The following is a 22,779-nucleotide window of genomic DNA, read 5'->3' on the forward strand; positions in this document are numbered from 1 at the left end:
GGCCAGAGTCGGCCGACCGGTGATCTGCCGGAGGAGGCGGCCATGAACAGCCAAACTGATGTCGATCGTCGTCAACCGCCAACGATCTCCACTCCTCGTTTCGTGGGGCGGGACCGCGAGATGCGGGCGTTGTTCGGCGCACTCGGACAACCGCCCGCCGTGGTCCTGCTGGAGGGGGAGGCCGGCATCGGCAAGACCCGGCTGTTGCGGGAGTTCCTGGCATCTCCATCCGGTCAGGGTCACCGGGCCCTCGTCGGTTCCTGCCCACCCCTACGTGAGCCCTACACCCTCGGCGCAGTGGTCGACGCGGTGCGCGAAGGCGTCGGCAATGTCGCCGGGCTGCGGCTGAGCGGCCTGGCCGGAGCGCTTCGGCCGTTGTTTCCCGAATGGGCGGCCGACCTGCCACCCGCACCGGAGCCGATCGAGGATCCGACGGCGGCGCGGCACCGACTCTTCCGCGCCTTCGTCGAGTTGCTCGGCCGCCTCGACGTAGCTGTGCTGGCGCTCGAGGACGTGCACTGGGCCGACGACGCCACCCTTGAGTTCCTGCTGTTCCTGGTCTCGCGCCGCCCCCAGCCGGCGAGCATAGTCGTGACCTACCGGCCCGAAGAGCTACCGGCCGACTCGTTGCTCCTGCGGCTGTCCTCTCGGCTGCCCGCCGACGCTCGCCTGTCCAGGGTGGAACTCGAGCCGCTGTCAGTCGATGACACGGCCGCCTTCGTCTCCTCGATGCTGGCCGACGAGCACGTCTCCGCCGAGTTCGCGGCCTTCCTGCACCAACGCACCGACGGCGTACCCATGGCGGTGGAGGAATCGATACGCCTGATGCGGGAACGTGCCGACCTGGTCCGCCTCGCCGGCGGCTGGGCGCGCCGTCGGCTGAGCCACATCGAGGTGCCGCCGACGATCCGTGACGCCGTGCTCGAACGTGTCGCCCGACTGCGGCCCGACACCGTCGCCATCCTGCGTGCCGCCGCGGTGCTCGCCGCCCCCGCCGATTACCTGACCCTCAACGCGGTCGCCGGTCTGCCGCCGGAGCGGGCCGGCGTCGCCGCGGCGGAGGCGCTCGGCTGCGGCCTGCTGCGCGAGGACCGGCGTGGGAAGGTGTCGTACCGCCACTCCCTGGCCTGCCGCGCGGTGTACGAGGCCGTCGCGGTGCCGGAACGCCACCTCATGCATCTGCGGGCCGGCAGGGCACTGGAAGGATCGGTGCTGCCGCCGGTGGCGCAGTTGGCCCACCACTTCCGGCAGGCCGGCGAGACCGAGGCATGGTGCCGATACGCCGAACAGGCAGCCGACCTCGCCGCCCAATCCGGTGACGCGGCCACGGCCGCACTCCTGCTGCACCGGCTGGTCACCAGCGTTGACCTGCCGGTCGAATCGCTGGTGCGGCTCGTGATGAAAATCCAGTTCCAGCCGTTGCCCGACGCAGACCCGTATTCGGACATCGTCGGTGTCCTGCGGTCCGCGCTGCGGAAGGAAGCGCTGACGTCGCAGCAGGAAGCAGCGGTACGTTTTCAGCTCGGCCGGGTCCTCATGGTGGCGGGTGCCTGGGAGGAGGCCCGACTCGAGGTCGAGCAGGCGACGGTCAATCTGGCGCCGGACTCGGAGCAGGCCGCGCGAGCACGGATCTTTCTTGCCCTTTCTCCCGGCACCGCCCGGCTGACCGAGGAGCAGCTGCGTCAGCTGCGCGAGGTACCGGCGGCCACGTTGTCGATCACGCCATACGAGCGACTACGCCTGCTCCAGGAGCGGACGTTCGCGCTGCTCATGCTCGGCGAGGAGACCGCCTGGGCCGAGGTGCAGCAGCTTCCCCAGGAGAGCGCGGATCCTCGCCAACGTGGGCTGATCGCGGCGAGCCACGCGAATATCGCCGAGATGGCGATGCGTTGGGGTCGATACGACGAGGCCCGCCTGCGACTGGCCAAGGCCAGAGACCTTGCCGACAGATACCAGCTTGAGATGCTGTTCGGCGCCATCGCGGTAATCGAGGCACACCTGGACTGGTTCACCGGCGCCTGGGCCGGCCTGGCGGACCGGGCCGCCGCACTGATGGCCGCGCCCGACGGGGTGTGGCTGAGGGACCAGCGCGAGGCGGCCCTGGTGGCAGGCCTGCTGCATGCGCTCACCGGAGACCGGGAACAGGCGGAACGCCATCTGCTCGTTGCCGGCAGGGACGATCAGCAACGCATCGAATCCACGGCAGCGCTGGCCCGACTGCGACTGCGCGACGGATGCGTCGAGGAAGCGCTCCGCATAACCGAGGAGCCCGGAGAAGTAGCACTACGCAACGGAATCTGGGCGCGTGGCGCGGAAATCGCGCCCGTGCGGGTTGAGGCTCTGGTTGCCGCTGGTCGAATCGACCAGGCCGACGATCTGGTCGGCGCCTTTCAACGCGCCCTGGGCGACGCGCCCGCCCCGGCACCGCAGGCGTCCCTGGCGCTGTGTCGCGCGATCCTCACCGAAGCCCGCGGGCAGGCCGCCCGGGCCGCCGAGCTGTTCGCTGACGCGGTCGCAGCGTGGCAGGCGTTGCCTCGCCCGTACGATGCGCTGCTCACCCGGGAGCGCCACGCCCGCTGCCTGCTCACCGTCGGCCAACCCGACGTGGCCTTGCCGATGCTCGCCGAGACAGCACGGGCCCTGACGGAACTGGGCGCCGGCATCGACGCCGACCGGATCTTGCAGGCTTTGCAGGAGTACGGGTGGAAAGGCGGCATGACGCGGGGCCGTGGCCGGCCGAGCTACGGCAACCAACTGTCGCCGCGCGAGCGTGAAGTGGCCCGCCTGCTGGTCGGTGGGTGGACGAACCGCCAGATCGCCGACGAGCTGATGGTGTCCACGCAGACCGTCTCCAGCCAGATCAAGTCGGCCATGCGCAAGTTGCAGGTGGCCTCCCGCACGGGACTCGCACTCAAGATCATGGAACTTGGCCTCGTCGAGCATGAGGCACTTCCGCCGGCGCAGGACGAAAAAATTCAGCCCCCGTCAGGCGGCACGAAATAAATCCGTGGGTGCGCGGGCGGTTTAAATCCTGCACTTGGCCAATCGATCTACGGCCAAGGTGATCCCACACTGTCCTCATGGAGCCAGGACAACCGTCTATGCCTGAGTCATCAGACAGCTCGCCGGAGTCGTCGAGGGGGTCGAACGGCCGCGCGGAGCTGGCACGACCGCCGATCGACTCGGCAGTTGCATCGAATAGTACCGATGCGGGCGGAGTCGATGTCGATGGCGAATACGAGCCGCTCTAGCGAAGGCCGAGGGTCGACAGCGGGGTTTCTCTTTCGGCTGCACGACCATTTTTCGGTACGTCGGCGGAGCAGGTACCAGTTAGCAGGAGGAATTTGATGCGATCCACACGCCATCATCCAGGCACCTGCCTGGCCGTATCTCGGCAGGAGGCCGACAGATGAGGCCGAGTCCGGCTATGAAGCCCATCGGGCGACGCTTGGGCGCCCTGACCGTCGGTCTGACCATCTTCGGGATGGTCGTGTCTACCTCGCCGGCGAACGCCGACACGCCAACCCAGCAGGGTCCGCGACCGGATGTCACGGCGCCCCGGAGCCTGCCGGTGACCATCAGCGAAGACGCCCTGCGGGTCGCTGCCGGCTCCGGCGCAAGCCTGCCGCTGACACTGATCACCGGTGACAAGGTGCATGTCGGTATCGGCGCGGACGCGAAACCGGTAGTACGGGAGATCGAAGCCGCCCCCAGACCCGACGGCGAAACCGTCACCTTCCACACCATCACCAGGAAGGGCAGCGTCTACGTCGTACCGAACGACGCACTGTCGCTGATCGAGCAGGGTCTGCTGGACTGGGGCCTGTTCGACCTTGCCAAGCTGGCCGCGCACGTGGCGGAGGGCACGGTCGGCCGGGTGCCGGTGCTGATCACCTACGACCAGAATCTCCGGATGCGGGCGGCACCGAAGGTGGCCGGTGCATCAACCGGGTCCACTCTGGCCAGCATCAACGCCCAGTCGATGGACATCCAGGGTGACGGCCGCTGGTGGCAGGAGGTGCGCGGCAAGGACGACATCGGCGTGGCAGCCGCCAGGACTGCCGGTGCACTGTCCGGAGTCAAGAAGGTATGGCTCAACGAACTGGCCCGCATCAACCTTGACACCTCCGTAGCGCAGATCAATGCGCCGATCGTGTGGGACCGCGGCTACGACGGGTCGGGTGTGACCGTCGCGGTACTCGACAGTGGTATCGATCCCAATCACCCGGATGTGGCCGGCAAGATCGTCGAGCAGGTCGACTTCACTGGTGACGCGAGCGGCCCGAAGGACGGGCACGGGCATGGGACGCACGTGGCGGCTACCGTCGCCGGCAGCGGTGCCGCCTCCGACGGACTGCGCAAGGGAGTGGCGCCGGCGGCGAAACTCATGGTCGGCAAGGTCTGCAACGACGGCGGCTCCTGCCCCACCGATGCCGTCATCGCCGGTATGGAGTGGGCTGCCCACTCCGACGCCAAGGTCGTGAACATGAGCCTCGGCGGCGGGGCCACCGACGGAACCGACCCGTTGAGCGAGGCGGTCAACAACCTGAGCCGCAGCACGGGAACCCTCTTCGTCGTCTCGGCGGGCAACTCCGGACCAGGCAGCGGCACTGTCGGAGCCCCGGGAGCTGCCGACGAGGCACTGACCGTGGCGGCCGTGGACAAGCAAGACGCCATGGCCGGCTTCTCCAGCCGCGGACCGCGAATAGGAGACAACGCGGCGAAGCCGGACATCGCCGCTCCAGGCGTCGAGATCGTCGCTGCGCGCGCCGCCGGTACGGCGATGGGTACCGTGGTGGACGAGCACTACACCAGCGCCAGCGGCACCTCGATGGCCGCCCCGCACGTTGCCGGAGCCGCGGCCATCATCGCGGAGAAGTACCCGGAGCTGACTGGGCAAGAGATCAAAGGGCTCCTGATGTCCACCGCCATGGACCTCGGGCACGACGTGTACGCCCAGGGCGTCGGCCGGGTCGACCTGGCCCGAGCCGTCGACCCGACCATCAGCACCACCGGAAACCTGCACTTCGGCCGGCACACCTACCCCCACTCACCGGTGGTCAGGACGCTCACCTACACCAACCACACCGACCAGCCGATCACGCTGAATCTCTCGGCCTCGGTCGCCTCCAACGGCCAGTCCGCTCCCGCAGGGCTGTTCAGCTTCGGCACCGACCCGGTGACCGTGGCCGCGCACGGGACCGCGGAGGTGCCCGTCACCGTCGACGGCAGGGTGTTGGAGGACGGTGGGCAGTACGGCAGCTACACCGGTGTGCTGACAGCTCGGGATGCCGACGGCATCGTGCAGGCGTCCAATCGGATCAGCGCCTTCCTCGAGCCGGAGCGCATCGAGCTGACCATCAACGTCATCCCACCGGCCGGTGCCACCTCCGTCAGGTACGGCAACGCACTGATCGTTCCCGTGGATGACAAGGTGCACCTGCACGACGACGCGGTGGGCGTGCCCGGCAGTGACCGGATGACCGCACGCCTGTTCGAGGGCACCTTCGCCGCCGCCCTCTCGGTCACCTGGCAGGACGCGCGCGGCGAGCAGCACAGCGCACTTCCGATGGCCCCCGAGGTGAAGCTGAGCAAGCCCACCACCGTCACCCTCGACCTGCGTAAGGCGAAACCGGTCAGGGCGAAGACCCCGAAGCCGACGGAAACCTACCTCGCGGCCCAGGTCATTCAGCGGACGTCCGCTACCGGTGACTGGGACATGACGGCGCAACAAACCGCATCGAACTACGGCGCCTACGACCCGAACTGGTGGGCCCTGCCCACCGACAAGGTGCGTACCGGCACCCTGACCCACAGCGCCTACCTGGTGCAGACCACACCTCTGATCACCATGAAGGTCACCGGTGGGGGCAGCTCCTTCGACCTGTCCGCCCGCTACAGCACCCCGGACGCCTCCGTGTATCGCAACGACCTGCAGTGGACGGAGGGGGAGAACACCTTCTCTCAGCCGCTGCGGCTGCGGGTTTCCCGGCTGCCGAACAGCGGGACGAAGGCTGTCGTCTACGGCGGCATGGGATTGGCGGACGACCTGGCGAAGATCGATGCCAGGGGCAAGCTGGTGCTGCTGACACCGACCGACATCTGCCCGGCGACGACCTGTCAGGTCACCTCGCTGCGGGAACGGGTTGCGGCGGTGGCTGCCGCGGGGGGTGTCGGCGTGCTGGTGGCCGGCCCGCCGGGTCTGCAAAGACTGACGTTCGTCGAGCCCACCATCGTCTGCCCGGACGGGCCGGAGAGCTGCCCGGCAATCGAACCGTACGCCGCGCTGCCGATCCTGACCGTGCCGGCGGATGAGGCCAACCAGCTGATCGCGCGGCTCGAGGCCAAGCCGAAGAAGGCCTCGTCCGTCCGAATCAAGCTCGGCGGCAGCCCCGACCCGCAGGTCTACACCCTCGCGTTCCACGACTCGGGTCGGGTGCCCAACAAGCTGCCGTACCAGGTGCGACACAACGACCTTGACCGGGTCGACCACCGATTCCACGCCAGCCGGCCGGGAGAGGTCACCAGCCTGACGTGGGGGCAGTGGACCGAATCCGGCCCGGACCCGGTGTCCGTCAGCCTGCCGCTCACGAGCACGCAAGACAAGCTCACCACGTTCGTCACCCGGCAGAAGAACGCCATCAACAAGTTCGCATTCACGTGGGTCGACCACACCGAAACGCCAACGCCATCGTCGAATCAGCAGGAAGACCAGGAGTTGCTGGCCGGTGTGGCGCAGACGGTTTACTGGAACACCGGTCCGACCCTGCCCGGTGCGGTGCCGCAGGTCCGTACCAGGTCGGGCTTCACCCTCGACACGGGAACGCTCTGCGCAGGGTGCCGGCAGGCTGACACCTTCTACCCGAACATGTATCTGACCACCAGCAGCGGCGGCCGCCAGGCGATGATCGGCATCGTCAACAACGAGGGGCTCGCCGAGGGGTACTTCGGAATCAACAACTGCGAGCCGTCCGCGTGTGACTTCAGGCTCGCCGATGAGTCCGGCAACGAACTTGAACGCCGGCTCGCGCCCTTCTCCGCCGTGATCGGCAGCGGTGCGGCCGGTGACCCGGTAGCCCGGACCTCCGGTGGCCAGCGATGAGGGCCGAATCGAAAAGGGAGGCCGACGCAATGAACACGACGTCGCCGTCGTTGCGGCGAAAGGCAACACTCGCGGGGCTGGTAGCTGCGGGGATCGTCGCGCTGGGATGCGCGGCGGGTGGTGACATCGTCGCCTATGATCTGCCGCCGGAATCGGCCCGCTACACCTTCGAGGCGGAGACCAACGGCGTCAAGACCGTGTGGGAGTACACCTCGGGCAAGGCGACCGAGGGGGACGTCTCGGAGTTGCAGCCCTGCATGGGCGACATCGTCGGGGGCGCGGGCGAGTGCCGCCCGGAACCGCTGATCTTCCTCCGCTACGACCTGGGTCTTGACCTGGACAACACGGTCAAGGCCGGGAGCGCGCACCAGGTCACGATCATCGGCTACTACCAGGAGCGTCTCAGCACGCCGCCGAAGGTGACCGATCTGCGTGTGGAGGTCAGCTTCGACGGTGGCCGAAGCTGGCAGCCGGCGCCGACGAAGGCCGCCGGGAAGAACACCTACACCGCGACGGTCAAGCACCCGAAGCGGGGTCAGGCCGCCGAAGGGGTCGGGTTGCGGATCAGCGCGGCCGACAGCGGTGGCAACACCGTGAAGCAAACCATCCCCACGGCGTACACGCTGCGCTGAGCGGTTCCGCGGACGGGATGACCCGGTCCGGGGCGCGGTCGGGGCGAGACACTCTCGCCCCGACCGCGCCTTTTCAGTGGCGGCCGGTGTGCCGAGACCGGACTGAGTCGCTTGGGGTGCTGGCGGCGCTGAGGCGCTGACGGACAAGCGGAAGGGGGCCCCGGATCCGGGGCCCCCTTCGTGGTGCTGGTGATCAGCTGGCGGTGCAGGTGATCGTGGGGGTGGAGCTGGTGCCGCTGGCGAGGAAGCCGAAGCTTGTACTGGCGTTGGCTCCTAGGCTGCCGTTGTACCCCACGTTGCGGGCCGTCACGGACGATCCGGACGTGGTGTGCGTGGCGTTCCAGACCTGACTGATCTGCTGACCGCTGGACAGGCTCCAGTTCGCGGTCCAGCCGTTGATCGGCGAGGTGCCGGTGTTCTTGATCTCCACCTCACCCTGGAAGCCACCGGACCAGCTGTTGGTCAGCTTGAAGGTGGCCGAGCAGCCGCTGTTGTTGCCGGGCGGCGGGGTGGTCGGCGGCGGGGTGGTGGGCGGCGGGGTGGTCGGCGGGGGAGTGGTGGGCGGGGGAGTGGTGGGCGGCGGGGTGGTGGGCGGGGGGTTGGTGCCACCGCCACCGATGCCGGTCACCTCACCGTTGCCGCCGTCGAAGACCACGTCGGAGCAGCCGAAGAAGTTCTCCTGGCTGTCCGAGCGGACCCAGCGGGAGTAGATGATGTGCCGGCCACTCTTGTTCGCCGGCAGGGTGCCGGTGAAGTAGTAGTGGCCGTCGTTGGTGCCGACCGCGCCGCGCTGCGGCGGGTTGGTCACCGTGAGGAACGGCTGGGTCTCCAGGTCGCTCCAGGCCAGCGCCCGGGTCGGGCTCCAGCTGTCCTTGGTCACGTAGAAGTAGAACGTGCCCGGGTGGTGGGCCCAGTTGCTGTACCGGAACTCCATGGAGCGGCCGGCGGTCAGGTGGGTCAGCGGCCAGTCGTTGCGGGCCAGGTCGAAGCCGCGGAAACCGGTCGCGCCGCCGCTGCACAGCTGCCCGTCCGGAATGAAGCCGGTGGTGCGACCGCCGGCGTCCGAACGCAGCACGCTGAACCAGTTGTAGAGGGAGTTCGTGCCGCTCTGCGCGACAGCCGCCGCACAGGCAGGGTTCTGCGGACGGATCTCGCCGGTGGGGGAGAGCCCGTCACGCCAACAGAGGTAGGTACGGGCACCCGGGGTCATCGCCGCGCCGTGCGCGGCGGCCGGGTCGGGGCTGGCGGTCACGGCTACGACCGCGCTCGCAGCGAGGGTGACGGCCGCGAAGAATACCGCGGCCAGACGAGGACGGTGCACAGGTTCTCCTGACTCGCGGGGACACCGGTCCGGTGGCCCCGCCGGAACGCGCGGGGGATGACGAGGTATGCCAACCCCGCTGCTGTTAGGCGGATGCGATCGATGCGGCGACCCGCGCCCAGGTCGGATGAGCCCGACAGGCGGGTGCCGTCAGCATGCGGTCGACGCGTAAATGCCCTCGCGTGCGATGAACCCGGCGCCGGTGACGCGCAGCCCCCGCGTCACCCGGTACCCACTATCCCAGCACGGGCGGCGCATCGGCGCAATAGTCATTTCTCGATGTCGGCTCGGTCGATGCGCCGCCTCGCCCACCCGACCGGCCCCGGCTGTGCCAGCCTGAACATCCCGGCAGTGGACGGAAGGATCGGCTCGATGGGATACGCGGTGGTGCTCGGCGAGGCGCTGGTCGACCTGCTCGACACGGAGTACGACGGTGTGCCGGTCTACCGGCAGGCCATCGGTGGGGCCCCGCTCAACGTAGCGGTGGGCATCGCCCGGCTCGGCGGTGCGGTGCAGTTCGTCGGCTCCCTCGGTGAGGACGCGCTCGCCGAACGGATCCGCACCTTCCTCACCTCGGCCGGGGTCGGTCTGACCGGCACGGTCACCGCCGCCGTACCGACCACCCTGGCGGTGGCCACCTTCACCGGCGCCGAACCGGACTTCCGCTTCTACGGCGATCCGCCCTCGTACGCCCTGCTGAACCCGGAGGACCTGGACGTCGGGCTGATCCAGGGCGCGCAGGTGCTCTCCTGCGGGTCGATCGTGCTGCTGTCGCCGGCACCGCTGGCCGCCGCCCGGCGGGCCTGGTCGCTGGCGACCGGCCTGCGGGTGTTCGACCCCAACGTCCGGCCCCGGCTGCTCTCCGGCCCGGCGGCGTTGGCCGACCTGCGCGAGGTGGTCGCCGAGTTCGCCGCCGGGGCGCACCTGGTCAAGTTGAGCGCCGCCGACGCGGAGCTGCTCTATCCGGGCGAGCCGGCCGAGGGGGTGGCGGCCTACCTGCGGGAACTGGGGGCCGGCACCGTCGTGGTCACCCTGGGCGCCGCCGGTGCGGTGGTCACCGCCGCCGACACCGATCCGGTACGGGTACCGGCGCCGAGGGTCGCTGCGGTCGACGCCACCGGTGCGGGTGACTCCGTGCTGGCCGCCCTCGTCGCTGACCTGCTGGTCGCCGGGGAACCGGTCGACCCGACCGGGTGGGCCGAGCGGGTGGCCTTCGCCCTGCGGGTCGCCGGGCTGGTCTGCGAGCGCCCCGGGGGCGCGGTCGCCATGCCCACCCGGGCCGAGGTCGCCGACCGGTTCCCCGGCTGACCCCTGCGGCCCGCCGTCACCCGGTCAGATCGTGCCGTCCAACTCGGCGTAGCCGCGACGGGCGGCCAGCAACGCGGCCCGGGCCGGAAAGGGTGCGTCGGCGGCGACCCGCTCCGGTGGGGTCGAGCCGGTGTGCCCGGCCCGGATCAGCCAGGCCAACTCGACCAGCTGGGCGTGCTGGGCTCGGACGAAGTCGACCTCCACCGGCGTGCCGTGCCCCGGCACCACGACCGTCGAGGGGGTGGCCCAGCGCAGCAGTTCGGCCACCGTCTCCGGCCATTGCAGGGGGTAGGAGTCCTCGAAGGCGGGTGGGCCGGACTCCTCCACCAGGTCACCGACGATCAGCACCTCGGCGTCGGGCACCTGCACCACCAGGTCGGCGTCGGTGTGCCCACGACCGGGATGGCGCAGCAGCACCGGCCGCCCCCCGATGTCCAGGGTGACCTCGGTGCGCAGGGTGTGGGTGGGCACCAGCACCTCGACCTCGGTCACCTCGGCGGCCAGCTCGGGGTGCTCGTCGCGCAGTTCCGCGTACGCCTGCCGGCGTAGCCCTTCCGGGTCCTCGCGCAAGGCCGCCGCGGCCAGTTCGTGCGCCCAGATCGGGCGCGACCCCCCGGCGGCCAGGGTGGCGTTGCCGAAGCAGTGGTCGAAGTGGTGATGGGTGTTGACCAGGGTCAGCGGGTCGGCAGTGACCGCGCGTACCGCCTCGGCCAGCTCGACCGCCTGCCCAACGGTGGACAGGGTGTCGACCAGCAGGGCCTGCCCCTCGCCCAGCACCAGGGTGACGTTGACCGCCAGCAGGGGCTCCCGCAGCACCAGGACCCGGTCGGCGACCTCGACGAAGCCACCCGTCATGAGGCTCCGCCCGCCCGCTCGATGAAGCGCTGCCGGTCGACCAGCACCCGCTCCACCCGGCCTCGCGCGACCGTCTGCTCACCTTCGGTGACGGTCACCTCGAAGGTCAACCGACGCCGGTCGACCGCGGTCAGTTCGGCCTGGGCGGTCACCGTCCGGCCCACCAGGGTCGCGGCCAGGTGATCCAACTCCACCCGGGTGCCGACCGTCGTCGTCCCGGGCGCCAGTTGACGGGTGATCGCCGCCACGGTCGCCGCCTCGGCCAGCGCGACCACCCGGGGGGTGCCCAGCACGGGCACGTCGCCGGAGCCCAGGGCCTGGGCGGTGTCGGCGTCGGTGACGGTCAACGCGACGCGGGCCACCAGGCCCGGCGTCAGGGCATGATCCGACTGCTCCTGCATGGCCACAGCGTAGGTGCTGGCCCGGCGCCGGGGCGGGTGGCCGCCACGATCACCGCGATCCGGGCCGTGTCGGGCCCCGGCGGGATGCGACCCCGGTCACTGCCCCGGCGCGGCAGGTGGTCCTGCGTCGGACGGTGGTTGATGCGCCGTTAACCTTGTCCGCGATGTCTGCTGTGACCGACCCCCAGCCCACCGCCCCCACCGAGGCCTCCGTCCCACCTGAGGTCGGTCGCCGCCGGGTGGTCGCGATGCTGGTGTGGGCCCTCGCGTTCGTGGTGTGCTGGCTGGCCATCGGCCTGCCCACCGACCCCCTGTACGCCTTCTTCTGGATCTGGGCCGGCACCATCGCCTGGAACTCCGACCGCCCGTGGCGCAGCCACCTGCGGTTCGCCCGGGACTGGGTGCCGGTGGTGCTGCTGCTGGTCGCGTACAACCTGTCCCGTGGTTTCGCCTACCACGACGGGACGGTCCCGCACGCGTACGAGTTGATCCTCGCCGACCGGGTGATGTTCGGCTGGCTCACCGGCGGGGAGGTGCCGACGGTCTGGTTGCAGCAGCACCTCTACCACCCCGACGTGCGCTGGTACGACGTGCTCGTCAGTTGGGTGTACTTCTCCCACTTCGTGGCGGCCCTGGCCGCTGCCGCGGTGCTCTGGGTGCACTCTCGCGCCCGCTGGGCGGCCTTCATGCGCCGCTGGTTCTTCCTCTGCGCCGCCGGCCTGGTCACCTACTTCCTCTACCCGGCCGCCCCGCCCTGGTGGGCGGCGCAGAACGGGCTGCTGACGGAGGTGGCACGCATCTCCACCCGGGGGTGGCGGGAGTTCGGCATGCACGGCGCCGGCAACCTGCTCAACGCCGGTCAGCTTGCCTCCAACCCGGTGGCCGCCATGCCGTCGCTGCACACCGCCTTCGCCCTGTTCGTGGTGCTGTTCTTCCTGAGCGGGGTGCGGCGTCGCTGGTGGCCGCTGCTGTTGGCGTATCCGCTGGCGATGACCTTCACCCTGGTCTACAGCGGCGAGCACTACGTGATCGACGTGCTGGTCGGTTGGGCGTACGTCGGGATGACCTTCCTGGTGGTGGGCCTGGCCGAGCGCTGGTGGGCCGGCCGAAAGGCAGGCCGCACCCCGACGGACACCCCCGCCGACCCGCCGGTCACCCCGGCCGACCCCACCACCGTCCCGGCGACCCGCTGACCGACCCTCGCGGTTCGGGCGGTCACTGCCGGGGTCGAGCGGGTGTCACTGCCGGCGGCGGGCGGCGTGGGGTCGGGCGGTCACTGCTGGCGGGCGGCGTGCCCTCGCGCGGACAACTCCGCCGCCAGGGCCCAGGCCTCGGCCAGATCCCGGTCGACGGCCGCCGCCCCGGCCCCACCGGCCGTGTCGGCATGGACCGTGGCCAGCCGCAGCAGTCGCTGCAACGGCCCCTGCACCACCCGGACACTCTGCAACCGGGCGTACGGCACGACGGTCACCTGGCGGGTCAGCAGGCCGGAACGCACCGCGAAGACCTGCGGGGTCAGCCCGGCACCGAGCACCTGGCGGCTCAGCGGGTTGAGCCAGCGGGCCCGCTCCGGCGGCGTGGTCAGCGGCAGCGACGACAGATCGACCCCCGGCAGCACCTCGGCCATGATCGCCTCGGCGGTGCGGAGGTCACCGACCGGCAGCAGACGGTCGGGGCGGCTGCGCTGGTCCGGCTCGCCGCCGGAGTAGCCCGCCACCTCCAGGCGCATCCGCAACCAGCCCTTGAACCGCCAGAGCAGCGGCCAGGTCACCCCGACGGTCTGCACCCGGTGCAGGGGTACGGTCTGCATCCTGGTCTCCAGCAGACCGTTGCGGATCCGCAGCCGGTCCTCGTCGCGGGCCAGTTGGAACCGCCAGTCGTCCAGCACCCGGCGAACCGGTTGCAGCAGGATGCCGGCCATCGCGGTCAGGGTGCTGGCCACCGCGATGAACGACCAGGAACCCTCCGACAGGAACTGCGCGGCGACGAAGAGCACACCGAACGGCAGCAGGAACGCCTGGGGGGTGAGCAACTGACTGATCAGCAGATCATGGTTGCGTACCGCATGCAGTTGCCTACCGGCCGGCGGCTCGGCCCCGGCAGGGGTGGCCAGCGGAGCGGGCCGGGGCCCGGCACCGGGTGCGCTGACGGTCGGTGACCCGGCCAGGGCCAGCAGGCGTTGGCGCAGCGCGGAGGCCTCGGCGAGGCTGAGGAAGGCCAGCGGGGCCTCCGTCTTACCGCCGCCGACCACCTCCAACCGCAACTCGGCCAACCCGGTGAGCTGGGCGAGCAGGGGCCGGACCACCTCGACGGCCTGGAGGCGTTCCAGCGGGATCGCCCGGGTCCGGCGCCACAACAGCCCTTCGTGGATCCGCAGCTCGCGGCCCACCACCTGGTAGCCGGTGTTGTACCAACTGACCACGGCCAGCACGGCAGCGCCCAGGACGATCACGGACACCATCGCCGCGAACCAGCCGAACCCGACCCGGGACAAGGTCGACCAGGACAGCCCGGCGATGACCACGACCAGAGACCGGGCGCTGTGCAGCACCGGACTCAGCGGATGCAGCCGCTGTCGGGCCTGCGGTGCCTGCGGCGAGCCCAGCCAACCACCGGGCGGATACTGCGGCGGCCCCGCGCCCGGGAGATATCCGTACGGATACTGCGGTGGCACCGCCCCCGGCAACGGGCCGGCTGGTGGTGGCGGGGCTACCGGTGATGGGCCGGCTGGCGGGGGTGGGGCTGTTGGGGAGCTGGCGGAGGGTGCGGTGTCCGGCGAGGGCGGGGTGCGGTCCGAGTCCCCGCCGACGGGGTCGCTCACAGCCCTTCCGCCCGGTCCTCGCCGAGGGCGGTGAGCCGGTCGCGCAACCGGGAGGCCTCCGCGGGCCGAAGCCCCGGCACCCGGGCGTCACTGGCCGCCGCCGCGGTGTGCAACTGCACGGTGGCCAGGTCGAAGGCCCGCTCCAGGGGGCCGGCACTGACATCGACGAACTGCATTCGGGAGTACGGCACGATGGAGAGCCGACGGACCAGCAGCCCGTGCCGCACCAGCAGATCGTTCTCCCGTTCGGCGTAGCCCCAGGCGTGTACCGCCCGGACGATCGTCACCGCCCGCCAGAGGGCGAAGAACAGGAGCAGGCCGAGGGCCAGCCCGAAGGGCCAGGCGCTGGTGAACGCCCAGCCGACCCCGAGAATGATCGACAGTACGACCACCATGGCGGACAGCCGCAGCAACTCCACCCAGATCAGATCCCGGGAGATCGACTGCCAGTGGACCGTGTCCGGCCACGGCTCAAGTGGGCTGGGGTGCCCGGCGTCCGACCTCGGCAATGAGCCGCCGCCCACCTGATCACCGGTCATGGGGCCCGCCTTCTGTTGTGCCCGTCCACTCTTCGAGGGTAGGCGATCCGCTCAGCGGGGCGACCTCCCGCAGGAAGCCGCGTGCGGTGAGGAAGTCGCTGAGCTGAGCGCGGTGCGCGTCGCAGGCCAGCCAGGTCTTGCGCCGCTCGGGCTGGTGCAGACGGGGATTGTTCCACCGCAGTGACCACCCGGCGCAGGCGTGACACCCACGGGCCGAACAGACCAGGACCTGGGTGGAGGTGTCGGGGTCGCTCATCCCGGCCAGTCTAGGGCGGCGGGAGAAAGACGATGAGCGCCGGGCGGCCACGGGGGAAGCCGCCCGGCGACGGGTGAATGGTACACACGCCGAGGCGGATTCTGTCCACTGGTGATCGGCGATTCGGTGCCGAGGGGCGGGCGTGGCGAAAATCGGTCGCTCCCGCCGTCCGTACTCAGCCGGGCATGCGAGGCTTGGTAGCGCACACGCCGCGACGACCGATTCATGCTGTGGAGGACCGGTGGCCCAGCCGACCACGCCCGACGCCCCGACCCCGAACGGGACGCAGCCGCAGGCGCCCGCCGCGCCGACCACACCGGCGCAGGACGCCGGCCTGCTGGAGCGGGCCCTGTTCGAGATCAAACGGGTGATCGTCGGGCAGGACCGGATGGTGGAGCGGATGTTCGTCGCCCTGCTGGCCCGGGGGCACTGCCTGCTGGAGGGGGTGCCCGGGGTGGCCAAGACCCTGGCGGTGGAGACCCTGGCCAAGGTCGTCGGCGGCTCCTTCGCCCGGGTGCAGTTCACCCCGGACCTGGTGCCGGCCGACATCATGGGCACCCGGATCTACCGGCAGTCCAGCGAGAAGTTCGACGTGGAGCTGGGCCCGGTGTTCGTCAACTTCCTGCTCGCCGACGAGATCAACCGGGCCCCGGCCAAGGTGCAGTCGGCGCTGCTGGAGGTGATGAGCGAGCGGCAGGTCTCCATCGGCGGGGAGAGCCACCGGGTACCGAACCCCTTCCTGGTGATGGCCACCCAGAACCCGATCGAGCAGGAGGGGGTCTACCCCCTGCCGGAGGCCCAGCGGGACCGTTTCCTCATGAAGATCGTCGTGGGTTATCCGACCGACGCGGAGGAGCGGGAGATCGTCTACCGGATGGGGGTGGCCCCGCCCGAGCCCACCACGGTCTTCGACACCGAGGACCTGATCGCCCTGCAACGCAAGGCCGACCAGGTGTTCGTACACAATGCCCTGATCGACTACGCGGTGCGGCTGGTGCTGGCCACCCGTACCCCCGCCGAGCACGGGATGCCCGACGTGGCGCGACTGATCCAGTACGGTGCCAGCCCACGGGCCTCCCTGGGCCTGGTCCGGGCCACCCGGGCGCTGGCCCTGCTGCGCGGACGGGACTACGCCCTGCCGCAGGACGTTCAGGACATCGCCCCGGACATCCTGCGACACCGGCTGGTGCTCAGCTACGACGCCCTGGCCGACGACGTGCCGGCCGACCACGTGGTGCATCGGGTCATGTCGACCATCCCGATGCCCTCGGTGGCGCCCCGGCAGCAGGCCACTCCGCCGCCACCGGGGGCGGGGGCACCGACCTCGGGGTGGCCCGGGCAGCGGCCGTGACCTCGACCACCCCTCCCAGCGGTCACCGGGAACCGACGTCGGCGGACAACCGCTCCGGGGCCGTGCTGGCCCGGTTGCAGCTGCTGGTCACCCGCAAACTCGACGGGCTGTTGCAGGGCGACTACGCCGGGCTGCTGCCGGGCCCGGGCAGTGAGGCGGGCGAGTCCCGGGAGTACCGCCCCGGTGACGACGTACGCCGGATGGACTGGCCGGTCACCGCCCGCACCACCACCCCGCACGTACGGCGTACGGTGGCCGACCGTGAGCTGGAGACCTGGTTGGCGGTGGACCTGTCGGCGAGCCTCGACTTCGGCACCGGCCGGTGGCTCAAGCGGGAGGTGGTGATCGCCGCGGCGGCGGCCATCACCCACCTGACCGTCCGGGGCGGCAACCGGATCGGCGCGGTGGTCGGCAGCGGCGACGAGGTGCCCGCCCAGCGTCGGGGTCGCCGGTCGGCACCCGTACCCGTCGGGCCGGGGCGGCTGGTCCGGCTGCCGGCCCGGTCCGGGCGCAAGGAGGCCCAGGGCATGCTGCGGGCCATCGCCGGCACGGAGAGTCGGCCCGGCCGCAGTGACCTGGGCGCACTGGTGGACATGCTCAACCGCCCACCCCGGCGGCGTGGAGTCGCGGTGGTCATCTCCGACTTCCTGGCCCCGCCGACCCAGTGGGCCCGCCCGCTGCGCAAGCTGCGGGTACGCCACGACGTGCTGGCGATCGAGGTGGTCGATCCGCGGGAACTGGAGCTACCGGACGTCGGGGTGCTGCCCGTCGTCGACCCGGAGACCGGGGAACTGCACGAGGTGCAGACCGCCGATCGGGGCCTGCGGCACCGGTACGCGGCGGCGGCAGCCGCCCAGCGCGCGGAGATCTCCGCCGCCCTGCGTACCGCCGGTGCCGCACACCTGCGACTGCGTACGGACCGAGACTGGCTGCTGGACATGGTGCGCTTCGTTGCCGGGCAACGGCACGCGCGTACCCGGGGGACGACACGATGATCCGACTGCTCCAACCGTGGTGGCTGCTGGCCGTACTGCCGGTGCTCGCCCTGGCCGCGCTGTACGTCTGGCGGCAGTTGCGCCGCCGGGAGTACGCGATGCGGTTCACCAACGTGGACCTGCTGCGTACGGTGGCGCCGAAGGGACTGGGCTGGCGGCGGCACGTTCCGGCGACCGCCTTCCTGCTGGCTCTGCTGGTGCTGGCCGGTGCCCTGGCCCGCCCGGCGATGGACACCCGGGAACCCCTGGAACGCGCCACCATCATGCTGGCCATCGACGTGTCGCTGTCGATGCAGGCCGACGACGTGCCCCCGAACCGCCTGGAGGCGGCCCAGGAGGCGGCCAAGCAGTTCGTCCGGGAACTACCGGAGACGTACAACGTGGGGTTGGTCTCCTTCGCCAAGTCGGCGAACGTGCTGGTGCCCCCGACCAAGGACCGTCCGGCGGTGACCAGTGCGATCGACGGGCTGGTGCTGGCCGAGGCGACCGCCACCGGGGAGGCAGTCTTCACCTGCCTGGAGGCGATCCGGTCGGTACCGGCCGACGGGGCGGCCGGGATCCCCCCGGCCCGGATCGTGCTGCTGTCCGACGGCTTCCGCACGGCCGGCCGGTCGGTGGAGGAGGCCGCCGCAGCGGCCCAGGCGGCCAATGTGCCGGTCTCCACGATCGCCTTCGGTACGGACGCCGGTCATGTGGCCATCGGCGGGCAGTTGCAACGGGTGCCGGTGGACCGGATGGCCCTGGCCGCCCTGGCCGAGACGACCGAGGGCTACTTCTACGAGGCCGCCTCGGTCAGCGAGCTCAAGCAGGTGTACCAGGACATGGGCAGCTCGATCGGCTTCCGCACCGAGGCCCGGGAGATCACCCAGTGGTACGCCGGCATCGCCCTGCTGCTGGCCCTCTGCGCCGGGGCGACCAGCCTGCTCTGGTCCTCCCGCCTGGTCTGACTGTCCCCGGCCCTGCCGTGGTGATCACGCTCGATCCGGGATCGAGTGGCTTGGCGGCGTGCGCTTAGCCACTCGATCCCGGATCGAGCACGATCCCACCGGGGCGGTCAGTGGGTGCCGCTGGCCATCACGAACAGGACGGCCACCCAGACGGCGGCGAGGGTGAAGCCCAGCGGGGCGACGTAGCGGCTCATGACAGACTCCGGGGTGAGCGGTTCGTCGGCCCGGGACATGGCGGGACCGGCGAGGAGTGAATCGGGGACGCACACACTCGAAGTCGTGACCGGGGGCTTCCGGTTGGCACCCGCAGGATCGACCACTGCGGCTTACGGCCGAAGGGCGGTGGCGGGTGCGCGGGGAGCGGGCCAGCTCAGGCGGAGAGATGCTCAGCGTGACTGGCGGTCGGCCCGGCCACGACTGGGAGGATCGCTATCTGGCACAGCGATCACCTCCTGAGGTCGGGGTCGGTCCGGGCGATACGGGTCGCCGAGCGACCCGCGAACGCCCGTCAGCGTACACCCGGTACCGCCCCGGGGCGCATTCGGTCGACCGCCCCCGCGAACCGGGGTCGACTGTCCGGCGGCGGAGGCCGGAAAGGCTGGCAGTCGACGGGATGGCCCCGCATGGGCACACTTCCGCCGTCCGAGATGGAAGCGAGCACGATAGGTGCGATGACGTGGGACGGGTTAGGGATTACCGTGCGGTAGCACCTAGTCTCCACCCGCAACGATCTTTTGGAGGGACGCCCGTGTCTCGAACTGTGTTGGTTACCGGTGGCAACCGCGGCATCGGTCTGGCCATCGCCCAGGCGTTCGCCAAGCAGGGCGACCGGGTGGCGATCACGCACCGGGGCAGCGGCGCACCCGACGGGATCTTCGGGGTGCGGTGCGACGTCACCGACAGCGAGTCGGTCGACGCGGCGTTCACGGCCGTGGAGGCGGAGTTCGGCCCGGTGGAGGTGCTGGTCGCCAACGCCGGCATCACGGACGACACCCTGCTGCTGCGGATGTCCGAGGAGCAGTTCACCCGGGTGCTGGACACCAACCTGACCGGGGCGTACCGCTGCGCCAAGCGGGCCTCGGCGAAGATGCTGCGGGCCAAGTGGGGTCGCATGATCTTCATCTCCTCGGTGGTCGGTCTCTCCGGCGGTGCCGGCCAGGTCAACTACGCGGCCAGCAAGGCCGGCCTGGTCGGGGTGGCCCGCTCGATCACCCGTGAGCTGGGCAGCCGCAACATCACCGCCAATGTGGTGGCCCCCGGCTTCATCGAGACCGACATGACCGCCGAGCTCTCCGAGGGGCGCAAGGCGGAGATCCTCAGGTCCATCCCGGCGGGCCGGATGGCCAGCTCGGAGGAGGTCGCCGAGGTCGTCACCTGGCTGGCCGGCGACAGTGCCGCCTACATCAGCGGCGCGGTCATCCCGGTCGACGGCGGCATGGGCATGGGCCACTGAACCGAGCAGGCCCCTGAACCTGAGCACGGAGGAATGAGCAAAATGTCCGGACTGCTGGCCGGTAAGCGGCTGCTCGTCACCGGCGTCATCACCGACGCCTCCATCGCCTTCTCAGTCGCCAAGCTCGCCCAGGAGAACGGCGCCCAGGTCGTGTTGACCGGGTACGGCCGGCTCTCGCTGGTGGAGCGGATCGCCAAGCGGCTGCCCGAGGCGGCACCCGTCATCGAGCTGGACGTGACCAACTCCGAACACCTGGCCGGGCTGCCCGACAAGGTGCGTGAGCACGTCGACGGCCTGGACGGGGTGGTGCACTCGATCGGGTTCGCCCCGCAGAGCTGCCTCGGCGGGGGATTCCTCGACGCCCCCTGGGAGGACGTGGCGACCGCCCTGCACGTCTCCACGTACTCCTACAAGTCCCTGGCCGTCGCGGCGCTGCCGCTGATGTCGCCGGGCGGCGCGGTGGTCGGGCTGACCTTCGACGCCACCCAGGCCTGGCCGGTGTACGACTGGATGGGCGTGGCCAAGGCCGGGCTGGAGTCCACCTCCCGCTACCTGGCCCTGCACCTGGGCAAGCAGGGCATCCGCAGCAACCTGGTCGCCGCCGGTCCGCTGCGGACCATGGCCGCCAGGTCGATCCCCGGCTTCGAGCAGTTCGAGAACGCCTGGTCCGGACGGGCCCCGCTGGGCTGGGACCTAGCCGACCAGGAGCCGGCCGCCCGGGCCTGCCTGGCCCTGCTGTCGGACTGGTTCCCCGCCACCACCGGCGAGATCGTGCACGTCGACGGCGGCTACCACGCAATCGGCGCCTAGGTGAAAGGAAGGGCCCCCTGTTAACGCCTACGGTAGAGCAGGGGGCCCTTCTTAACGGTCGGGACCCGGGGGCGTTGCCGGTACGCCGCCTGGCAGGGGCAAGAATGGGACCATGGCGTACGACGCGTTGGTGCTGGTCTCCTTCGGTGGCCCGGAGGGGCCGGACGACGTGCTGCCCTTCCTCCAGAACGTCACCCGGGGGCGGGGCATCCCGCCGCAGCGGCTGGCCGAGGTCGCCGAGCACTACCAGCACTTCGGCGGAGTCTCCCCGATCAACCAGCAGTGCCGGGACCTGCTGGCCGCGGTCCGCGCCGACTTCGCCGCCCACGGCCTGGACCTGCCGGTGTACTGGGGCAACCGCAACTGGCACCCGATGCTCGCGGACACCCTGGCCCAGATGCGCGACGACGGGGTACGCCGGGCCCTGGCGTTCGCCACCAGCGCCTTCGGCGGGTACTCCTCCTGCCGGCAGTACCAGGAGGACATCACCGCCGCCCGGGCCGCGGTCGGCTCGGACGCACCCGTGATCGAGAAGCTGCGTCAGTTCTGGGACCACCCCGGCTTCGTCGAGCCGCACATCGACGCCGTACGGGCCGCGCTGAGCCGACTGGACCCGGCTCGGCGGGACACCACCCGGCTGGTCTTCACCGCCCACTCCGTACCGGTGACCATGGCCGACAGCGCCGGCCCGCACGGTGGCCGGTACACCGCCCAACTGGCCGAGACGGCCCGGCTGGTGCACGCGGGGGCCGCCCCCGACCTGCCCTACGACCTGGTGTGGCAGAGCCGATCCGGGCCGCCGCACGTCCCGTGGCTGGAGCCGGACATCAACGACCACCTGACCGCCCTGGCCGACCAGCAGGTGACCGGGGTGGTGGTCAGCCCGATCGGTTTCGTCTCCGACCACCTTGAGGTGATCTGGGACCTGGACACCGAGGCGCGGGACACGGCCACCCGACTGGGCCTGGACTATGTCCGGGCGGACACCCCGGGCACCGACCCCCGCTTCGTGACCATGGTGCGGGAGCTGGTCCAGGAACGCATCGACCCGGCCGGGGTCGACCTGCGTCGCCGGCTCGGCGAGCTGCCGATGTGGGACACCTGCCCCTCGGTCTGCTGCGTCCCGCCCCGCCGTCCCTCCTGACCGGCCCTGCCGACCCCGACACCCCTGCGGAGACGAGCATGCAAGACCGTAAACCCGTCGAGAGTTGGCTCACCGACATGGACGGTGTGCTGGTGCACGAGGGACAGCCCATACCGGGTGCCCCGGAGTTCATCAAGCGGATGCGCGCCTCCGGCAAGCCCTTCCTGGTGCTGACCAACAACTCCATCTACACCCCCAGGGACCTGCAGGCCCGCCTGGCCCGGATGGGTCTGGACGTGCCGGAGCAGGCGATCTGGTCCTCCGCGCTGGCCACCGCCCAGTTCCTGGCCGACCAGCGGCCGGGCGGGACCGCGTACGTGATCGGGGAGGCCGGGCTGACCACGGCCCTGCACGCGGTCGGCTACGTGCTCAGCGACTTCGCCCCCGACTACGTGGTGCTGGGGGAGACCCGCACCTACAGCTTCGAGGCGATCACCAAGGCGATCCGGCTGATCAACGACGGGGCCCGGTTCATCTGCACCAACCCGGACGCCACCGGCCCGTCGGTCGAGGGGGCCCTGCCGGCCGCCGGATCCGTGGCCGCGATGATCTCCAAGGCGACCGGGGTGGAGCCGTACTTCGTCGGCAAACCCAACCCGATGATGATGCGCTCGGCGCTGAACACCATCGACGCCCACTCGGAGAGCACCGCGATGATCGGTGACCGGATGGACACCGACATCCTCTGTGGCCTGGAGGCCGGGTTGGAGACCATCCTGGTGCTGACCGGCATCAGCACCCGCACGGAGGCGGAACGCTACCCGTACCGTCCCTCCCGCATCGTCAACTCCGTGGCCGACCTGATCGACGAGATCTGACCGCTGCGGCGTCCGGGCGGATCGGC

19 protein-coding genes are annotated in these 22,779 nt (G+C 70.7%); 12 read left to right on the plus strand and 7 right to left on the minus strand.

The features are described 5' to 3' along the window. Positions 1-42: 42 nt before the first annotated feature. The 3 genes from OIE53_RS03050 to OIE53_RS03060 all read left to right on the plus strand — a co-directional run bounded on the left by OIE53_RS03050 (position 43) and on the right by OIE53_RS03060 (position 7,734). Positions 43-3,003 (plus strand): helix-turn-helix transcriptional regulator, encoded by a 2,961-nt coding sequence (locus OIE53_RS03050; protein WP_327025030.1) that lies wholly within the window; start codon positions 43-45, stop codon positions 3,001-3,003. A gap of 568 nt (positions 3,004-3,571) precedes the next feature. Continuing rightward, positions 3,572-7,102 (plus strand): S8 family peptidase, encoded by a 3,531-nt coding sequence (locus OIE53_RS03055; RefSeq protein ID WP_327025031.1) that lies wholly within the window; start codon positions 3,572-3,574, stop codon positions 7,100-7,102. Continuing rightward, a complete protein-coding gene (locus tag OIE53_RS03060; RefSeq protein WP_327025032.1) occupies positions 7,099-7,734 on the plus strand; it encodes a hypothetical protein in 636 nt (211 codons plus the stop codon). Before OIE53_RS03055 ends, OIE53_RS03060 begins: the two co-directional genes overlap by 4 nt. Positions 7,735-7,927: 193 nt before the next feature. Here OIE53_RS03060 and OIE53_RS03065 read toward each other — a convergent pair whose 3' ends face one another. Continuing rightward, positions 7,928-9,055, minus strand: coding sequence for a lytic polysaccharide monooxygenase auxiliary activity family 9 protein (locus OIE53_RS03065; RefSeq protein WP_327025033.1), 1,128 nt, complete (start codon positions 9,053-9,055; stop codon positions 7,928-7,930). Between the two features lie 372 nt (positions 9,056-9,427). Here OIE53_RS03065 and OIE53_RS03070 point away from each other — a divergent pair, with 372 nt between their 5' ends. After that, positions 9,428-10,363, plus strand: coding sequence for a PfkB family carbohydrate kinase (locus OIE53_RS03070; RefSeq protein ID WP_327025034.1), 936 nt, complete (start codon positions 9,428-9,430; stop codon positions 10,361-10,363). Positions 10,364-10,387: 24 nt separating this feature from the next. Here the strand turns inward: OIE53_RS03070 and OIE53_RS03075 are convergent, their stop codons facing one another. Together OIE53_RS03075 and OIE53_RS03080 are read right to left on the minus strand one after the other, a co-directional pair. Continuing rightward, positions 10,388-11,218 (minus strand): MBL fold metallo-hydrolase, encoded by an 831-nt coding sequence (locus tag OIE53_RS03075; protein ID WP_327025035.1) that lies wholly within the window; start codon positions 11,216-11,218, stop codon positions 10,388-10,390. Beyond that, complete coding sequence (locus OIE53_RS03080; protein ID WP_327025036.1) at positions 11,215-11,619, minus strand: thioesterase family protein; 405 nt, start codon at positions 11,617-11,619, stop codon at positions 11,215-11,217. Before OIE53_RS03080 ends, OIE53_RS03075 begins: the two co-directional genes overlap by 4 nt. A gap of 164 nt (positions 11,620-11,783) precedes the next feature. Here OIE53_RS03080 and OIE53_RS03085 point away from each other — a divergent pair, with 164 nt between their 5' ends. Then, on the plus strand, positions 11,784-12,812 hold the full coding sequence (locus OIE53_RS03085) for a phosphatase PAP2 family protein (RefSeq protein WP_327025037.1): 1,029 nt from the start codon (positions 11,784-11,786) through the stop codon (positions 12,810-12,812). 80 nt (positions 12,813-12,892) lie between these two features. Here the strand turns inward: OIE53_RS03085 and OIE53_RS03090 are convergent, their stop codons facing one another. The 3 genes from OIE53_RS03090 to OIE53_RS03100 all read right to left on the minus strand — a co-directional run bounded on the left by OIE53_RS03090 (position 12,893) and on the right by OIE53_RS03100 (position 15,235). Further along, positions 12,893-14,305: a PH domain-containing protein gene (locus OIE53_RS03090; RefSeq protein ID WP_393338548.1), complete on the minus strand. Its 1,413-nt coding sequence runs from the start codon at positions 14,303-14,305 to the stop codon at positions 12,893-12,895. A gap of 131 nt (positions 14,306-14,436) precedes the next feature. Then, entirely contained in the window at positions 14,437-14,979 is a 543-nt protein-coding gene (locus tag OIE53_RS03095; RefSeq protein ID WP_327025038.1) for a PH domain-containing protein, read from the minus strand. Next, complete coding sequence (locus OIE53_RS03100; protein WP_327025039.1) at positions 14,969-15,235, minus strand: hypothetical protein; 267 nt, start codon at positions 15,233-15,235, stop codon at positions 14,969-14,971. The genes OIE53_RS03095 and OIE53_RS03100 overlap by 11 nt, the downstream gene beginning before the upstream one ends. A 241-nt stretch (positions 15,236-15,476) precedes the next feature. On the opposite strand from OIE53_RS03100, the gene OIE53_RS03105 reads away from it, so the two are divergent. From OIE53_RS03105 to OIE53_RS03115, 3 genes are read left to right on the plus strand one after another with little or no spacing between them, the layout of a single operon-like run. Then, positions 15,477-16,586 carry an AAA family ATPase gene (locus OIE53_RS03105; RefSeq protein ID WP_327025040.1) on the plus strand — a complete coding sequence of 370 codons (1,110 nt, stop codon included), beginning with the start codon at positions 15,477-15,479 and terminating at the stop codon, positions 16,584-16,586. Further along, positions 16,565-17,581, plus strand: coding sequence for a DUF58 domain-containing protein (locus OIE53_RS03110; RefSeq protein ID WP_327025041.1), 1,017 nt, complete (start codon positions 16,565-16,567; stop codon positions 17,579-17,581). The genes OIE53_RS03105 and OIE53_RS03110 overlap by 22 nt, the downstream gene beginning before the upstream one ends. Next, the gene (locus OIE53_RS03115; protein WP_327025042.1) at positions 17,578-18,528 is read left to right on the plus strand and encodes a VWA domain-containing protein; all 951 of its coding nucleotides are present in this window, start codon (positions 17,578-17,580) and stop codon (positions 18,526-18,528) included. The genes OIE53_RS03110 and OIE53_RS03115 overlap by 4 nt, the downstream gene beginning before the upstream one ends. 107 nt (positions 18,529-18,635) lie before the next feature. Here the strand turns inward: OIE53_RS03115 and OIE53_RS03120 are convergent, their stop codons facing one another. Next, complete coding sequence (locus OIE53_RS03120; RefSeq protein WP_327025043.1) at positions 18,636-18,761, minus strand: hypothetical protein; 126 nt, start codon at positions 18,759-18,761, stop codon at positions 18,636-18,638. A 515-nt stretch (positions 18,762-19,276) separates the two neighbouring features. Between OIE53_RS03120 and fabG the strand changes: the two genes are divergently transcribed. The 4 genes from fabG to OIE53_RS03140 all read left to right on the plus strand — a co-directional run bounded on the left by fabG (position 19,277) and on the right by OIE53_RS03140 (position 22,753). Then, entirely contained in the window at positions 19,277-19,981 is a 705-nt protein-coding gene (gene fabG / locus OIE53_RS03125; RefSeq protein WP_327025044.1) for a 3-oxoacyl-ACP reductase FabG, read from the plus strand. Between the two features lie 42 nt (positions 19,982-20,023). Next, complete coding sequence (gene fabI, locus OIE53_RS03130; protein ID WP_327027050.1) at positions 20,024-20,791, plus strand: enoyl-ACP reductase FabI; 768 nt, start codon at positions 20,024-20,026, stop codon at positions 20,789-20,791. 112 nt (positions 20,792-20,903) lie between these two features. Continuing rightward, positions 20,904-21,935 (plus strand): ferrochelatase, encoded by a 1,032-nt coding sequence (locus OIE53_RS03135; protein WP_327025045.1) that lies wholly within the window; start codon positions 20,904-20,906, stop codon positions 21,933-21,935. Further along, positions 21,884-22,753 carry an HAD-IIA family hydrolase gene (locus OIE53_RS03140; RefSeq protein WP_327025046.1) on the plus strand — a complete coding sequence of 290 codons (870 nt, stop codon included), beginning with the start codon at positions 21,884-21,886 and terminating at the stop codon, positions 22,751-22,753. The genes OIE53_RS03135 and OIE53_RS03140 overlap by 52 nt, the downstream gene beginning before the upstream one ends. Positions 22,754-22,779 lie beyond the last annotated feature (26 nt).

This window comes from Micromonospora sp. NBC_01739 (genome assembly GCF_035920385.1).
Taxonomy (GTDB): domain Bacteria; phylum Actinomycetota; class Actinomycetes; order Mycobacteriales; family Micromonosporaceae; genus Micromonospora.